The sequence below is a fragment of the Pantoea rwandensis genome (assembly GCF_002095475.1).
Taxonomy (GTDB): domain Bacteria; phylum Pseudomonadota; class Gammaproteobacteria; order Enterobacterales; family Enterobacteriaceae; genus Pantoea; species Pantoea rwandensis.
In genome coordinates this window covers 1-14,239 of the sequence record NZ_MLFR01000045.1, presented here as the reverse complement: position 1 = coordinate 14,239, position 14,239 = coordinate 1, and the positions used below count along the sequence as shown (strand labels likewise).

The 14,239-nt window shown below is 52.9% G+C and carries 11 protein-coding genes; 7 read left to right on the top strand and 4 right to left on the bottom strand.

Annotation, left to right across the window (positions count from 1 at the left end; translation table 11 throughout):
* The first annotated feature begins 328 nt into the window (after positions 1–328).
* The 4 genes from HA51_RS25415 (at position 329) to HA51_RS25400 (ending at position 6,979) form a co-directional block, all read left to right on the top strand.
* Positions 329–1,477: an efflux RND transporter periplasmic adaptor subunit gene (locus HA51_RS25415; protein WP_084938227.1), complete on the top strand. Its 1,149-nt coding sequence runs from the start codon at positions 329–331 to the stop codon at positions 1,475–1,477.
* Position 1,478: 1 nt separating this feature from the next.
* Positions 1,479–4,640 (top strand): efflux RND transporter permease subunit, encoded by a 3,162-nt coding sequence (locus tag HA51_RS25410; RefSeq protein WP_084938226.1) that lies wholly within the window; start codon positions 1,479–1,481, stop codon positions 4,638–4,640.
* Between the two features lies 1 nt (position 4,641).
* On the top strand, positions 4,642–6,066 hold the full coding sequence (locus tag HA51_RS25405; protein WP_084938225.1) for an efflux transporter outer membrane subunit: 1,425 nt from the start codon (positions 4,642–4,644) through the stop codon (positions 6,064–6,066).
* A 331-nt stretch (positions 6,067–6,397) separates the two neighbouring features.
* A complete protein-coding gene (locus tag HA51_RS25400; RefSeq protein ID WP_084938224.1) occupies positions 6,398–6,979 on the top strand; it encodes a TetR/AcrR family transcriptional regulator in 582 nt (193 codons plus the stop codon).
* 1 nt (position 6,980) lies between these two features.
* On the opposite strand, the gene HA51_RS25395 is transcribed toward HA51_RS25400, so the two are convergent.
* On the bottom strand, positions 6,981–7,544 hold the full coding sequence (locus HA51_RS25395) for a TetR/AcrR family transcriptional regulator (protein WP_084938223.1): 564 nt from the start codon (positions 7,542–7,544) through the stop codon (positions 6,981–6,983).
* A gap of 221 nt (positions 7,545–7,765) precedes the next feature.
* Between HA51_RS25395 and HA51_RS25390 the strand changes: the two genes are divergently transcribed.
* The 3 genes from HA51_RS25390 (at position 7,766) to HA51_RS25380 (ending at position 10,210) form a co-directional block, all read left to right on the top strand.
* Complete coding sequence (locus HA51_RS25390; RefSeq protein WP_084938222.1) at positions 7,766–8,446, top strand: pirin family protein; 681 nt, start codon at positions 7,766–7,768, stop codon at positions 8,444–8,446.
* A gap of 592 nt (positions 8,447–9,038) precedes the next feature.
* Positions 9,039–9,635, top strand: a complete 597-nt coding sequence (locus HA51_RS25385; protein ID WP_084938221.1) for an NAD(P)H-dependent oxidoreductase — start codon at positions 9,039–9,041, stop codon at positions 9,633–9,635.
* Positions 9,632–10,210 carry a TetR/AcrR family transcriptional regulator gene (locus HA51_RS25380; protein WP_084938220.1) on the top strand — a complete coding sequence of 193 codons (579 nt, stop codon included), beginning with the start codon at positions 9,632–9,634 and terminating at the stop codon, positions 10,208–10,210. Before HA51_RS25385 ends, HA51_RS25380 begins: the two co-directional genes overlap by 4 nt.
* Here HA51_RS25380 and lplA read toward each other — a convergent pair.
* From lplA to hcp, 3 genes are all read right to left on the bottom strand, one after another.
* Positions 10,203–11,219, bottom strand: a complete 1,017-nt coding sequence (lplA, locus tag HA51_RS25375; RefSeq protein ID WP_084938219.1) for a lipoate--protein ligase — start codon at positions 11,217–11,219, stop codon at positions 10,203–10,205. The genes HA51_RS25380 and lplA overlap by 8 nt on opposite strands.
* Before the next feature lie 96 nt (positions 11,220–11,315).
* Positions 11,316–12,284: an NADH oxidoreductase gene (gene hcr / locus HA51_RS25370; RefSeq protein WP_084938218.1), complete on the bottom strand. Its 969-nt coding sequence runs from the start codon at positions 12,282–12,284 to the stop codon at positions 11,316–11,318.
* An 8-nt stretch (positions 12,285–12,292) separates the two neighbouring features.
* Positions 12,293–13,945 carry a hydroxylamine reductase gene (hcp, locus tag HA51_RS25365; RefSeq protein WP_084938217.1) on the bottom strand — a complete coding sequence of 551 codons (1,653 nt, stop codon included), beginning with the start codon at positions 13,943–13,945 and terminating at the stop codon, positions 12,293–12,295.
* Between the last annotated feature and the right edge of the window lie 294 nt (positions 13,946–14,239).

Genomic DNA, 14,239 nt, shown 5'->3' with positions numbered 1-14,239 from the left:
TTGAAAGGTTGATTTCCTGAAGTTTTCATAAAGCAGATTAGAGCATGTATATGCTTTAACACAAATAACACCATAAAAGTTCGGAAAATAGTTTACTGACACTATCTATATGTTGTTTGGTTGTCACATGATGATCTTTCATTCTGAAATCAAATTATATTCATGTTTCCAAAAGGTGCGTAATGCACTTTTCAGATCCTCGCATTTCTCCAAAGTGCCGCACGATAAGCTAAGGCACAGTGTGGCTCTTTTCGGTTTCCTGACAGTCGAAAGGAAACTGATTTGTTAGACTACGTGCTGAGAATGAACGTTCACTACAGGGTAATTCATGAAGAATTTTCAGCGCAGTGTCATCGCCGGGCTGGTGATGTTAGTCGCCGCTTGCGATCAAAACAGCAATCAACAAGCCGCAAACATGACCACCGAAGTCGGCGTAAAAACATTGCAGAGCGAAGCGGTGACGCTGGATAGCCAGCTGGCCGGGCGTGTCACCGGCAGCATGACTTCAGAAGTGCGGCCACAGGTGGAAGGTATCATTCTGAAACGCCTGTTTACCGAAGGGGATGAGGTCAAAGCGGGGCAAGTGTTGTATCAGATCGACCCCGCCAGCTATCAGGCGAGTTACGACCAAGCTTTGGCACAGCTGAAAAACGCGCAGGCACTGGTTAAAAGCAGCAAATTGAAAGCCGAGCGTTATGCGGCTCTGGTTAAAGAAAACGGCGTGTCGCGCCAGGATGCGGATGACGCGCTGGCAACCTATCAACAGAATGTCGCGTCAGTGGATCAATATCGTGCTGCTGTTGAAAGCGCACGTATCAACCTTAATTACACCCAAATCAAGGCGCCGATCAGCGGCCGTATCGGTATTTCATCGGTGACACCGGGTGCGCTGGTGACCGCCAGCCAAACCACGGCGCTGGCAACCATTCGCGCACTTGATCCTATCTATGTCGATCTCACCCAATCCAGCGTGCAACTGCTGAAACTGAAACGGCAGCAGGCCTCGTTGCAGCAGAGTACGGATGTGGTGCCAGTGACGGTGAAACTGGAGGATGGCAGCGCTTATGACCATCCAGGCAAACTGGAGCTGACCGAAGTGTCGGTGGATGAGGCAACCGGTACGGTCACCCTGCGCGCCGTGTTCCCTAATCCACAACACGAACTGCTGCCTGGCATGTATGTGCGTGCGAACGTGACCAACGGCGTGAAAACGGATGCGATTCTGGCACCGCAGCAGGGCATTACCCGTGACGCCAAAGGCAACGCCACGGCGCTGGTGGTCGATAAAGAGAACAAAGTGGTGAGCCGTGAAGTGGTGGCCGATCGTGTGATTGGCAACAAATGGCTGATTACCTCTGGGCTCAACAGCGGCGACAAACTGATCGTTGAAGGCACCGGGAAAGTGCAGGCGGGGATGAGCGTAAAAGCCGTCGAAGTGACGCCAAACGATAAAGCCGCGACCAGCGAGGGCAACTGATATGTTGGCTCAGTTCTTTATCCGCCGTCCGGTTTTTGCCTGGGTGATCGCCATCTGCATTATGATGTTTGGCATCCTCAGCATTAACAGCTTACCGATAGCACAATATCCGGATGTGGCGCCGCCACAGATCAGCATTCAGGCGACTTACACCGGTGCTTCGGCGGAAACGCTGGAGAGTAGTGTGACCCAGGTGATTGAGCAGCAGCTCACTGGACTGGATGGCTTACTCTATTTCAGCTCCACCAGCACCGCTTCCACCGGTCAGGTGAAAATCTCTGTGACCTTTGAGCAGGGCACCGATCCCGATATCGCGCAGGTGCAGGTGCAGAATAAGGTGCAGCAGGCCGAAAGCCGCCTGCCCACAGCTGTAACAACGCAGGGTGTTACCGTGGAGAAGGCGCAGAGCGACTTTCTGCTGATCCTCGCGCTGTACGATAAAACCAATAAAAGCACTTCTGCCGATGTTGCCGACTATATGGTCAGTAACATGGAAGATACCTTGGCGCGTGTACCGGGCGTTGGGAGTGTGCAGGTGTTTGGTGCCGAATATGCCATGCGTATCTGGTTGGATCCCAGCAAACTGGCTTCCTATTCATTAATGCCTTCCGATGTCACCACCGCGCTTGAGAGCCAAAACACCCAGGTTTCTTCAGGGCAGTTAGGTGCGCAACCGGCCAGTAAAGAGCAGCAACTGGTGGCGACAGTGCGTTCGCGCTCGCGTCTGCAAACCCCAGAACAGTTCCGTAATATCGTGTTGAAAAGCCAGACCGACGGATCAGTGGTTCGCCTGAGTGATGTCGCTCGCGTAGAAATGGGTGACGAAGATTACAGCGCCAACGTACTGGCAAACGGTCATCCAGCATCGGGTATCGCGGTACAGCTGGCGTCCGGTGCTAACGCACTGTCGACCGCCGAGCAGGTGAAATCCACCATCAATGAATTCCGCAGCAGCATGCCCGCGGGCTATGAGATCGCTTATCCGCTCGACAGTACCGATTTCGTAAAGATCTCGATTGAAGAGGTGGTAAAAACGCTGATTGAAGCGGTGATCTTGGTGGTTATCGTGATGTTTGTGTTCCTGCAGAACATCCGTACCACACTCATCCCGGCCATTGCGGTACCTGTCGTATTACTCGGCACCTTTGGCGTGCTGTCGGTATTTGGGTACTCAATCAACACCTTAACCATGTTCGGCATGGTGCTTGCCATCGGTTTGTTGGTCGATGATGCGATTGTGGTGGTGGAAAACGTCGAGCGCGTAATGCGTGAAGAGGGATTACCCCCGCGTCAGGCCACCGAGAAATCCATGAAGGAGATCACGGGCGCGCTGATTGGGATCGCCTTGGTGCTGTCCGCGGTGTTCCTGCCGATGACCTTCTTCAGCGGTTCTACTGGTGTGATTTATCGTCAGTTCTCTATCACTATTGTGTCGTCGATGGTGCTGTCGGTGATTGTGGCGCTGACGCTGACGCCCGCACTGTGTGCCACATTACTCAAACCGCACAATCATGAAAGCGGCACAAAGGGTTTCTTTGGTTGGTTCAACCGCAGTTATGAAAAAGTGCAGGCGCGTTATCAAAACGGTGTCGGCCATGTGGTGCACAGTTCGGTGCGCTATCTGCTGCTGTACGGGGTGTTATTGATTGGCTGTGCAGTGCTCTATATGCGCCTGCCAACCGGCTTCCTGCCGACTGAAGACCAGGGCTATATCATGGTGCAGTATCAGCTGGCACCGGGTGCCACCGAAAACCGTACCAGTGAAGTCCGTCGCCAGGTTCAGCAGTACTTTGCGACCAAAGAGAAAGACAACGTAAACGTTAGCATGCTGGTTAACGGCTTTAGTTTCGCAGGGAGTGGCCAGAACGCCGGTATTGGATTCATCGCACTGAAAAACTGGAGCGAGCGCAAAGGCAGTGAAAACAGCGCCGATGCGATCGCTGGCCGCGCGATGGCGGCGCTTTCTAGCATTCGTGATGCGCAGATCTTTGTGCTGTCACCTCCGGCAGTTTCCGGACTGGGCCAGTCAAATGGTTTCACCTTTGAACTTCAGGGACGGGGAGCCACCGATCGCGATCAACTACTGAAGATGCGTAATCAGCTGATTGCCGAAGCTAATCAAGATCCGGTGTTGAGCGCGGTGCGTGCCAACTCGCTACCGGACCTGCCACAGCTGGATGTGAATATCGATGATGCCAAAGCGCAGTCGCTGGGCCTGACCATCAGCGACATCAATGACACGTTGAGCGCAGCGATAGGGGGGAGTTACGTCAATGACTTCACCGATCGCGGTCGCGTGAAGAAAGTCTATATCCAGGGCGACCAGCAGTTCCGCAGCAAGCCGGAAGATATCGACCAATGGTATGTGCGCGGCACCGATAGCAGCAGTAATACCACCATGGTGCCGTTCTCGTCGTTTGCCTCATCGCAATGGGCGTACGGGCCAGATGTGCTGTCACGCTATAACGGTCTGGCTTCTTATGAGATTGAAGGCTCCGCCGCCTCCGGCAAGAGTTCGGGAGATGCGATCACCGCGATGGAAAAACTGGCGGCAAAACTGCCTGCTGGCACCACTTTTGCGTGGAGTGGGCTCTCCTATCAGGAACGTCTTTCCGGCAACCAGGCAATGTCGCTGTATGGCATCTCACTGATCGTGGTGTTCCTGTGTCTGGCTGCCTTGTATGAGAGTTGGTCAGTGCCGTTCTCGGTGATGATGGTGGTGCCTCTGGGCGTGATTGGCTCGCTACTGGCTATCACTCTGCGTGGGCTAGAAAACGACGTTTATTTCCAAGTGGCGCTGTTGACCATTATCGGGCTGTCGGCCAAGAACGCCATTCTGATCGTCGAGTTTGCCGAGGAGAATTACCGTAAAGGCGAGAACCTGGTGAAAGCGGCGATCCATGCGGCGACCATGCGCCTGCGTCCTATCATCATGACCTCGTTGGCGTTTACCGCGGGGGTGCTTCCGCTTGCTATCTCCACCGGCGCGGGGGCCAACAGCCGTATCGCTATCGGCACCGGCATTATCGGCGGCACCTTGACCGCGACCTTGCTGGCCATCTTCTTTGTCCCGCTGTTCTTTGTTCTGGTCCGTCGCGTGTTCCCGGCGATTCCGCATGACGATGCACAGTCAACTGAATCTGCTGTAAAGGCGGAGGAATAATATGTCTGCAAAACTTCTAATGGTGTTGTTACCGTGCTTCCTTGCGGGCTGTGTTTCCCTTGATCCGCACTATGATCGTCCGAAAGATGCGGTGAATACTACCGCTCCTACCGGTGATGCCTATCGCGGATTGCAGGGGACGCCAGGTAATTATCGCGACATCGGTTGGCAAGATTATGTGCTCGATACTCACTTGCGCCAGGTGGTGGCGATGGCGCTGGACAGCAGCCGCGATCTGCGTGAGGCGGTGGCAAGTGTGAAATCCGCGCATGCGCAATTTGGTGAACAGCGAGCCGATCTATTTCCTACGCTCAGTGCAGGCGTGAGCGGTACTCGCTCTCGTGCGCTGACTGGGGAGGGTAATCAAACCGCGATCAGCAACACTTACTCAGCGGAAGGGAGCGTCAGCTCCTATGAGTTGGATCTGTTTGGCAAAAACCAAAGTCTTACACGACAAGAGTATGAGACTTATCTCGGCACACTGGAGGGTGCACGCAGCACGCGCCTGACGGTGCTGTATAACACCGTAGATTATTGGTTACAGTTAGCCGCTGATCGCAGCAATCTGGCGATTGCCAAAGAGACCGCCGAGAGTGCACGTCAGTCGCTGGAGGTCACGCGCAAGCGTCTGCAAAACGGGGTGGATTCGATGGTGGATGTCGCTTCAGCCGAGACCACCTATCAATCTGCGCAGGCGGACGTGGCGAGCTATACCACCAGCGTGGCGCAGGACAAGAACGCACTTGATTTAGTGGTAGGGAAAAGCGTGCCTGAGAATCTGCTGCCGCAGAGTATCGAGTCGATCGGCAATGCGTTGCGCACCGTGCCTGCTGGAGTGTCATCGGACGCGCTGAATAATCGGCCGGACGTGTTGCAGGCTGAACACAATCTGAAAGCGGCGAATGCCAATATCGGCGCGGCGCGGGCCAACTTTTTCCCCAGCATTTCACTCACTGCCAGCGGTGGTGTCGGCAGTGCTGATTTGTCATCGCTGTTCAAGAACGGTGCGGGGATTTGGTCATTTGCTCCGAGCATTTCACTGCCGATCTTCAAAGGCGGCTATAACGTTTCCTACCTTAACTACACCAAAGCGCAGAAAGAGTATTACGTGGCGGCGTATGAGAAGGCGGTGCAAACGGCCTTCCAGGAAGTAGCGGATGCATTGGCTCGCCGTGGCACCATCAACGATCAGCTGACCAGCCAGCGTAATAATGTTGCTGCTTCGCAGACGTATTACCACCTGGCGGATCTGCGTTATCAGAACGGTGTCGATACCTATCTGAATGCGTTAACCGCCCAGCGTACGCTTTACACCGCGCGTACCAGTTTGGTGAGCGTTGAGCAGGCTTACTACCAAAATCTCAATACGTTCTACAAAGTGATGGGTGGCGGTACGGCGTTGAAAGAGTCTGAGCTGAAACTGTAAGTTCAAGCTGCGCACGCCGATACGCATAAATGGCGCCCCTGTAAGATTCAGCGCACTGTTTTGGGCGCCATAAATGGCGCCCCTACGAGGTTCAGCGCGGTTTTCGTAGGGTGCGCATTGATGCGTACCGGGTTAAATACGCACTGATTGGCTTAAGTGAACGGTATTACGTCATTGATGGCGGCCAGAATGAGCGCATTCACCTGGTCGGCAATGTCGATAATATGTGTCAGAATTTGTGACTAATATTCCATCGCGTACTCACCTCACGTACTCTACACCTATAATTAAATATAACGTGTCGTACCGCAGTCTTTTTAGGAGCGATAATTTGAGCAAATTAGGCAATGATGAATTTCTACAGCAGCGGCAGCAGTTGATCATTTCAGCAGCTAAGAATTGTTTTAGCCGTTCTGGTTTCCATGGTGCAAGTATGGCCGATATAAGTCGTGAGTCGGGGTTAGGAGCAGGGCAGATATATCGCTATTTTAGTAGTAAAGAATTGATCGTCAGTGAAACGATAAAAAGTATTGCTGTGAGTTGGCGGGTGTTTCTACAAAATAATTTACCCCTGCAAAGCAGCACTGAAAACATTATCAATGCGGAATCGGATTTTTGGCAAGGCTGGTCGTATCAGGACCGCTGTTTATTGCTGGAAATGTATTCTGAAGCATCACGAAATGCTGCAGTGCGCGAGATACTGGCGCATGAAGAACAATTATTGGTTGCAGAATTGGATGCGCTGTTTCAGCAACACATACCCGCTTCCAGCCCACAACAGCGAAGTCATCGTATTCAGTTTTTATTGATGCTGGTGGACGGAGTGGCCTGTCGCGCGTTCGGTGACAAAAATGTGGATCAGCTGGAACTGACACGCATTAACGGCATTCTCAGCCGTCATTTGTTTTGCTGAATTATGTGCCGTTGTACTGGTTAACATCGTGGGTAATGGCATCAAAAAAAGGCATAAAGCTGGCCGGAACATCGCGCTGTTTCATGCAGCGGCGAATGATCATTCCGTCGATCACCAGCGACATCACATACAATCGTGTATGAATCATGTGGGCATCTAATGCGGGATTGAGCGTCTGTTCCTGCTGTATAAAGTTATTTTTTAATACCTGCCACGCATCGTGCATGATGTGCCGAATACGTTCATTACGTGTGGCCTCTGAGGATATTTCCATCAGCAGAACAATGCTTTTTTCGACTTCAGGCGGCACAATGTCTTGTGCAGAATGGGTGATTCCACCCACGTGAGCGATTTGTTCAAAATCGGCATTCAGTAACGCAATCATACGCTGTACTACGCGGGTGACTAATGCTTCAATAATCGTTTCTTTATTTTTGTAATATTTATAAATCAAACCAATGCTGACGTCGGCCTGACTGGAAATGTTCTGAATAGAGGTCTGATGAAAGCCTTTTTGCCGCATGCACAGTTCGGCTGCATCAAGAATTTGTTCGCTGCGGTTCATCTTATTTACTCATCACAAAAAAGCTTATTTTACGCAAAAATGCGCGGCCTGACTAATCCTGAATGCTGAATTTTTCGGTCTTTAGGTCATTTCTATTTCTTATTATTGCTGCAGGTTATCAATATTCAAAAATTTTGATATAAGCGAGCAAATCAATCACCTGTTCAGATTTTCTCATGCCGCTATCATGGTGGGCATAGCAACATTTAGAGGATAAAACCATGAACGTAATGCGTGCCCAACGTGACCAACTGTTTGAATACGGTCCTTTTACCATCCGTCGGCAAAGACCTGGTGAGGCATTTGGCCCGCTGGCGATCATTGACCAGATGTCATTGAAAATGGATGCGCGTATTCCGATGCACACGCGTCAGGATGAAGAGATTTTTAGCTATGTTTGGCGCGGTTCGACACAACACCTGACGGAACAGGGTGAGAAAACCGCGTTGAATGCCAAACGCGCCATGCTGGTGAGTGCGGGTAGTGGGGTGCGCTACGAAGAATCTGCGCCTTTTGTTGAAACCGAAATGCTGCAGGTTTATGTCCGTCCGGCGAAAAGCGGCGGTGCTCCACGAACACAGGATTTCACTCGCGCTGATGGCCTACCGCTTAACGTCTGGACGTTGCTGGCGGGGCCAGAAAGTAGCGATGCACCTTTACGCTTGGGTCAGGAGGTTTTTATTTATGATCTAAAAGTGGAGCGGGGCGCACAAGTAGAGGTGCCACACATCGCCGGTTTCTCAACCTGGCTGACGCTGCTGGATGGCATTGTACAGGTTGGTGATGAGCGGTTGATGCAAGGGGATTCAATTAGTGAACAGGGCGCATTACCCGCTGTGCGAGGCGAGCGAGACGCGACAGTGATGGCTTTTTTAGTGAGTGACGGTGTCACGTTTGTTTGATTGAAATCAGAGAATATTGATGAGGATTAAAGGCTGCCATTGGTCAATCAATGGCAGTTTTTTTTGCAGCAGAGCGGGCCGTAGCACCGCTGCTGCTGCCGGGCAGTCCTCGCGCCGCTGACGCGGTGCCCTCGGCTTCCACGTCGTGCCGACGGATCGTTCGGGTACGGCCATCCAGGCCTACCCGAACTGCCTGCCGCTTCCCTGCGGCTGGCTCCTGGCCCAACGTAAAAGCCTCAGCGCTGCGAATAGCCCTTGCAGCATCAGCGGTGCTACGGCCATTTAGATTGTGCCCGCATTGATAAAACCCATTGAAGCTATGGAACACTAATCTGGATCATCACTAAACTCGCCAAACTCGCCAAACTCGCCAAATCAGCCAAATCAGCCAAATCAGCCAAATCAGCCAAACCCACCCAGTAATCGCTATCTCCTGCGCAACCAAGTCCTCCAGCCCATCCCAAACTTTGTCATCACCCGTTAGCTCAACCATAGGGCATTGCACTTTCAAGTCGCACGACAAATAAGCAATTGACAACCTACTATTGGTAAGTTACCAATAGTAGGTCAATCAATGTCGGAGATTATTCCCATGCATACGCTTATCGTTACGGCCCATCCTGACAACCATTCACATACGCACGCTGTGGTCACACATCTTGCAGCAGGCATCACGGCGAGTGGTTTACACAGTGTTGAAATCGCCGATTTAGCTGCCGAGCAATTCGACCCGCGCTTCAACCAGGCTGATTTCGATCAGTTCAAATTGGGCACTGTTTCGCCTGCGGATGTGTTGGCGGAACAGCAGCGTCTGAACCGTGCGGATGCGCTGGTATTGGTGTATCCGATTTACTGGTGGTCCTTCCCGGCACAACTGAAAGGATGGATTGACCGCGTATTTACCCAAGGCTGGGCGTATGACGACACTGGTGAAAAGGTGATAAAGAAGCTGGGGCATTTGCAGGTGCATCTGCTGGCGCTGGGTGCCGCGAATACGCGCACTTACCTACGACGCGGCTATTTCAGCAGTATGCGCAATCAGATCGATGAGGGAATTTTCGGTTATTGCGGCGCGCCAGTGATCACCACCGAACTGTTGTTACCGTCTGATGAAGGCTATCCTGATGCCCATTACGCGCTCGCCCGGCAGTTGGGTCAGCGGCTTTTCACTTTGAAGGAACCTGCATGAACTCACCAACGCGCCAGCGTATGACCTTTGACGAACGCCGTGAACAGCTAATCAGCACGGCGTGGAACCTGGTGCGCTCGCACGGCAGTGATGCCCTGACCTTAGGGCGGGTGGCGGTCGAAGCGGGTGTCAGCAAGCCCGTGGTGTATGAGCATTTCGGTACCCGCCACGGTTTGCTCGCTGCACTGTATGAGGACTTTGATGTGCGGCAAAACGCTGTGATTGATGCGGCGATGGCAAAGGCTGGTGGTGAGTTGGCGGAACGTGCCAGCACGGTGGCGGCTTGCTATGTGAACTGTGTACTCACTCAAGGGAGAGAGATCCCCGATGTGTTATCTGCGCTCAACAGCACGCCAGAATTGGCTGAAGTGAAGCGCAAATACCAACTCGATTTCATGGCAAAGTTTCGTCTGTGGTTTGCTGAAGCGAAGCTGCCGCAATCCAGTTTGTGGGGTTTGCTGGGCGCGGCAGACGCCATCTCTAATGCCGTGGTATGTAGCGATATTCGACAACTGGATGGCGTAAAGGAACTGCAGGGACTAATTGAGGCGCTGGTGCAGCGTCATATTATCTGATGCTGTTTACCAGCCAGCTGGCCAATTCGCTGAGTTCTTTCTGTTGCTCGGGAAACGCCGCAATCAGTTCTTGCATGGCAGACTGAAGGGATTCCGGGCGATACACCACACCTTGTAGCCGTATTGCCAGCGTTTCTAACGGTGCGGGGCTGAGGCTGTCGGTGAAAATCTGGCAGCGGGTAATGGTGCCACGCTCAACATCAAAGTGCATTTCTACCCCGCCCCAGACAAAACGTTCCTGCAGCAGGTGCGAGAAATCCGGTGCCTGGCCAAAATTCCACTCCCAGCTGCTCTGTCGTGCAAACTGCTCCTTAAAGCCGGGAAGGTCTGGCAGCGCTTCAGGTGAAATATATTCGGGCTCGCAGGTTTCGTGGTAATGCGCGAAGTAGGCCGCAATCACCTCGCGACGGATGTCAGCAAAACTGATATCAGGAATAAAGTCCGCGATGTTGGCCACGCGCGAGCGTACCGAGGTGATGCCTTTAGCCTGAAGTTTTTTGATGTCCGGGTTGAGATAATCGGCAAGACGAGACAGGTTAGCGTTCATCAAGAAGGTGCCGTGATGGAAACCACGATCGGGGGTTTCACGGTAGGCTGAACCAGAGATCTTTCTTACCTCGCCATCCATCCTGACCACGATATCGTTGCGCCCGGAGGCTTCGGCGTGCATGCCGAGTTGTGCCAGCGCCTGGAGGATAATCGCCGTTGAAACGGTTTTATCGTACTCCGGTTTGCCGGCCATAAAGGTGAAACAGGCGTTGCCCAGATCATGAAATACCGCACCGCCGCCACTGCTGCGTCGCGCAAGCTTGATGCCATCTTCTGCCATCCTGCGCGTATTGCACTCTTTCCACGGATTCTGAGCACGTCCGACTACCACGGTCTCAGCGTTTTGCCATAAAAACAGCACGCGCTGGGTGGTGGGCATTTGACGGAAGATGCACTCTTCCACCGCGAGATTAAACCAGGGATCGTGCGAATCAGAGATCAGCAAACGTAAGGTGGACATGTTTCCTCCAGTTCCTTGAGAAAGAGGCATAGCTTACGCGCAACCGAGAGCAAAGGTAAGAAAAACGCCCTTCAATAGAAGTGCGTTTTTTACCCCTCATGCCACCACTAAATCACTTAATGGCTGGCAAGAACACGCCAGCACATAGCCCTCGGCGATTTCCTGATCGGTGAGAGTCAGCGTACTGCTGACGCTGTATTCACCGGCAAGCACTTGGGTTTTACAGCAGCCACACACGCCTTCACGACAGGCGGCATTTACCGCTACCTGGTTGCTCTCCAGCGCCTGCAACAATGAGTCGCCATGGGCTGCAAAGAACGTTTTCGCCGCAGACAGTTTGGTCAACTTCACGCCTTCACTCGCGGCAGGCGCCGCAGGGGTGAAGAAGGGCTCTTTAAAGACGTGCAAAACCCCCATTTCTCGCGCTGTGTGCTCTACCCATTCCATATAGGGTGCAGGACCACAACAGAAGAGGGTCCGTTCGGTGAGATCCGGTACGGCACTCAGCATGGCCTGTGTTAAACGGCCAGCGGTAAATCCTGCACTAGCCTGACTCTCCGCCACCAGCGTGACGGGATAGTTCTGCCACTCATCTGCGAAAATCACATCTTGCGGTGAGCGCACGCTGTAGATCACCTGCACATCCACGTCAGGGCGGTAGGCAGCCAGCCAACGACGCATCGACATCACCGGCGTGACGCCGCAACCTGCTGCCAGTAATAGCAGTTTGTTGCTGGCGAGGGTGTCACAGGTAAATGTGCCTTGGGCATCCGACAGCCACAGGTAGTCACCGCGTTTCACCTGCTGTGTTAGCCAGTTTGACCCAGCCCCGTTTTCAATCCGTCTGACGGTCAGTGTGATGAATTCACTCACGCCCGGTGTCGACGACAGCGTATAGGCGCGCAGTGTCTCCTTTTGATGACCGATACTCACGAGGGCGTATTGGCCTGCGCGGTAGGGATAGTAATCATGGCAAATTAGCAACAGCGTCCAGACATCAGGCGTTTCCTGGTGAATATGATGGACTTGCATGCGCCATGGGCACAGTGGGGTTGGCATGGTCATGGTGTCTCCTATGCGCTCAGCATCTGTTGCATATCTTGCTCGACGGTGGTGACCTGGCGCAGGCCAAATTTCTCATTCAACACGGCAAGCAGGTCCGGTGTCAGGAAGCCGGGCGCAGTGGGGCCGGTGACAATATTAGTGACGCCCAATGACAACAATGTCAGCAGAATCACAATCGCCTTTTGTTCAAACCAGGACAGCACTAACGAGAGTGGCAGTTCATTGACGCCGCAGCCCAGTTTTTCCGCCAGGGTTACGGCTAACATGATGGCTGAATAGGCATCGTTGCACTGTCCGGCATCCACCAGACGCGGTAAGCCTTCAATGTCACCGAAATCGAGTTTGTTAAAGCGATACTTCCCGCAAGCCAGCGTTAAGATCAGACAATCTGCCGGCACCTGGGTGGCAAAATCCGTGAAGTAATTGCGTTCACCGCGTGCGCCGTCGCAGCCACCGACTAAAAATACGTGGCGCAATTTTTCCCGGCTGACGAGGTCGATCAGCGTGTCGACCGCGCCGAGCAGCGTTTGTCGGCCAAAGCCCACGGTGATGAGATGTTCAATTTCACTATAAGGGAAACCGTTGAGCTGCAAGGCTTGCGAAATCACGGGGCTAAAATCGTCACCTTCCAGATGATTGACGCCGGGCCAGCCAACGATGCTGCGCGTCCAGATACGATCCTGATACGAGCCAACATGCGGATCGATGATGCAGTTGGATGTCATCACAATAGGGCCAGGGAAGCGCGCGAATTCAACCTGTTGGTTCTGCCATCCGCTGCCATAGTTACCCACTAAATGTTTGAATTTACGCAGTTCAGGATAGCCATGCGCAGGCAACATTTCGCCATGGGTGTAGACGTTAACGCCTGTGCCCTCGGTTTGTTGCAACAGGTGATAGAGATCTTTCAGGTCATGGCCGGAAATCAAGATGCTTTTACCCGCTACCGCTTTGACGTTGACCTGAGTGGGGGTGGGATGGCCGTAGGCATGGGTTTCACCCGCATCGAGGATTTGCATCACGCTGAAATTCATCTGGCCGATGTCCATCGCACATTCAAGCAATGCATTCATCTCCGCTGGCCAGGTGCCGAGCCACGCCATGATGGTGTGATAGCGTGCATAGATGGCGTTGTCATATTGACCGAGGACATGCGCGTGTTCCATGTACGCCGCTGTGCCCTTCAGTCCATAGAGGCAAAGCAGGCGTAGGCCGAGAATATTGTCACCGATGGTGGCTTTGTCGCGGTTAGGGATAAAGTCTGCCGCTTGTCTTTGCAGATCGCCGAGATCGTCACTCACCAGCTGTAAGTCAGCCATCGGATGCGCAACCTGCGCGTTCGCATCAAGTGCCAGACAAAGCGCTTTCAGAGCCTCACGCTTGGCAATCGCTTCTCGCGCGTAACCGACGATGCGGATCGGATCGAAGTTGACGTTGGTGAGCGTTGAGAAGAAAGCGCGTGGGGCGAAGCTGTCTACCGCGTGGTCAATCAGGTCATATTCGCGCGCTTTGCTGGCCCATGCGGAGAGTCCCTGCAGCGTTGCAATCAATAAATCCTGTAAGTCGGAGGTTTCAGCGGTCTTGCCGCACATTCCCTGCGCGTAAGAACAGCCGTTGGCCACGGGAGTTCGAATGGTTTGCTCACATTGCACACAGAACATAATCACACCTTGCCTATAAGTTGTATTTTAAATGCATCTTTAAGCTAGGCTTGATTTCGCTGACTGACCAGAGGATTTGCAGGTTACTTAAGGGGAGATTGATTTAGCGCAATTTTGCGCAGGCGCTGGTTGATGGGTTCTTCTAAACACATTGATATAAGAGGCGGAAAGCGCACATTAAATACAGGTGCGCATCAATGCGCTAATGCCGCTCACCTAAGCCAATGAAGACGTATTTAACCCGGTACGCATAAATGCGTACCCTACGAAAGCCGCACCGGACAGTGCGTATTT

Bases quoted from the DNA above. Each gene is read 5' to 3' on its own strand.
- hcr (WP_084938218.1), bottom strand. From the start codon at position 12,284: ATGACCATGCCAACCCCACTGTGCCCATGGCGCATGCAAGTCCATCAT.
- HA51_RS25385 (WP_084938221.1), top strand. From the start codon at position 9,039: ATGCATACGCTTATCGTTACGGCCCATCCTGACAACCATTCACATACG.
- HA51_RS25380 (WP_084938220.1), top strand. From the start codon at position 9,632: ATGAACTCACCAACGCGCCAGCGTATGACCTTTGACGAACGCCGTGAA.
- HA51_RS25390 (WP_084938222.1), top strand. From the start codon at position 7,766: ATGAACGTAATGCGTGCCCAACGTGACCAACTGTTTGAATACGGTCCT.
- hcp (WP_084938217.1), bottom strand. From the start codon at position 13,945: ATGTTCTGTGTGCAATGTGAGCAAACCATTCGAACTCCCGTGGCCAAC.
- HA51_RS25395 (WP_084938223.1), bottom strand. From the start codon at position 7,544: ATGAACCGCAGCGAACAAATTCTTGATGCAGCCGAACTGTGCATGCGG.
- lplA (WP_084938219.1), bottom strand. From the start codon at position 11,219: ATGTCCACCTTACGTTTGCTGATCTCTGATTCGCACGATCCCTGGTTT.
- HA51_RS25410 (WP_084938226.1), top strand. From the start codon at position 1,479: ATGTTGGCTCAGTTCTTTATCCGCCGTCCGGTTTTTGCCTGGGTGATC.
- HA51_RS25405 (WP_084938225.1), top strand. From the start codon at position 4,642: ATGTCTGCAAAACTTCTAATGGTGTTGTTACCGTGCTTCCTTGCGGGC.
- HA51_RS25415 (WP_084938227.1), top strand. From the start codon at position 329: ATGAAGAATTTTCAGCGCAGTGTCATCGCCGGGCTGGTGATGTTAGTC.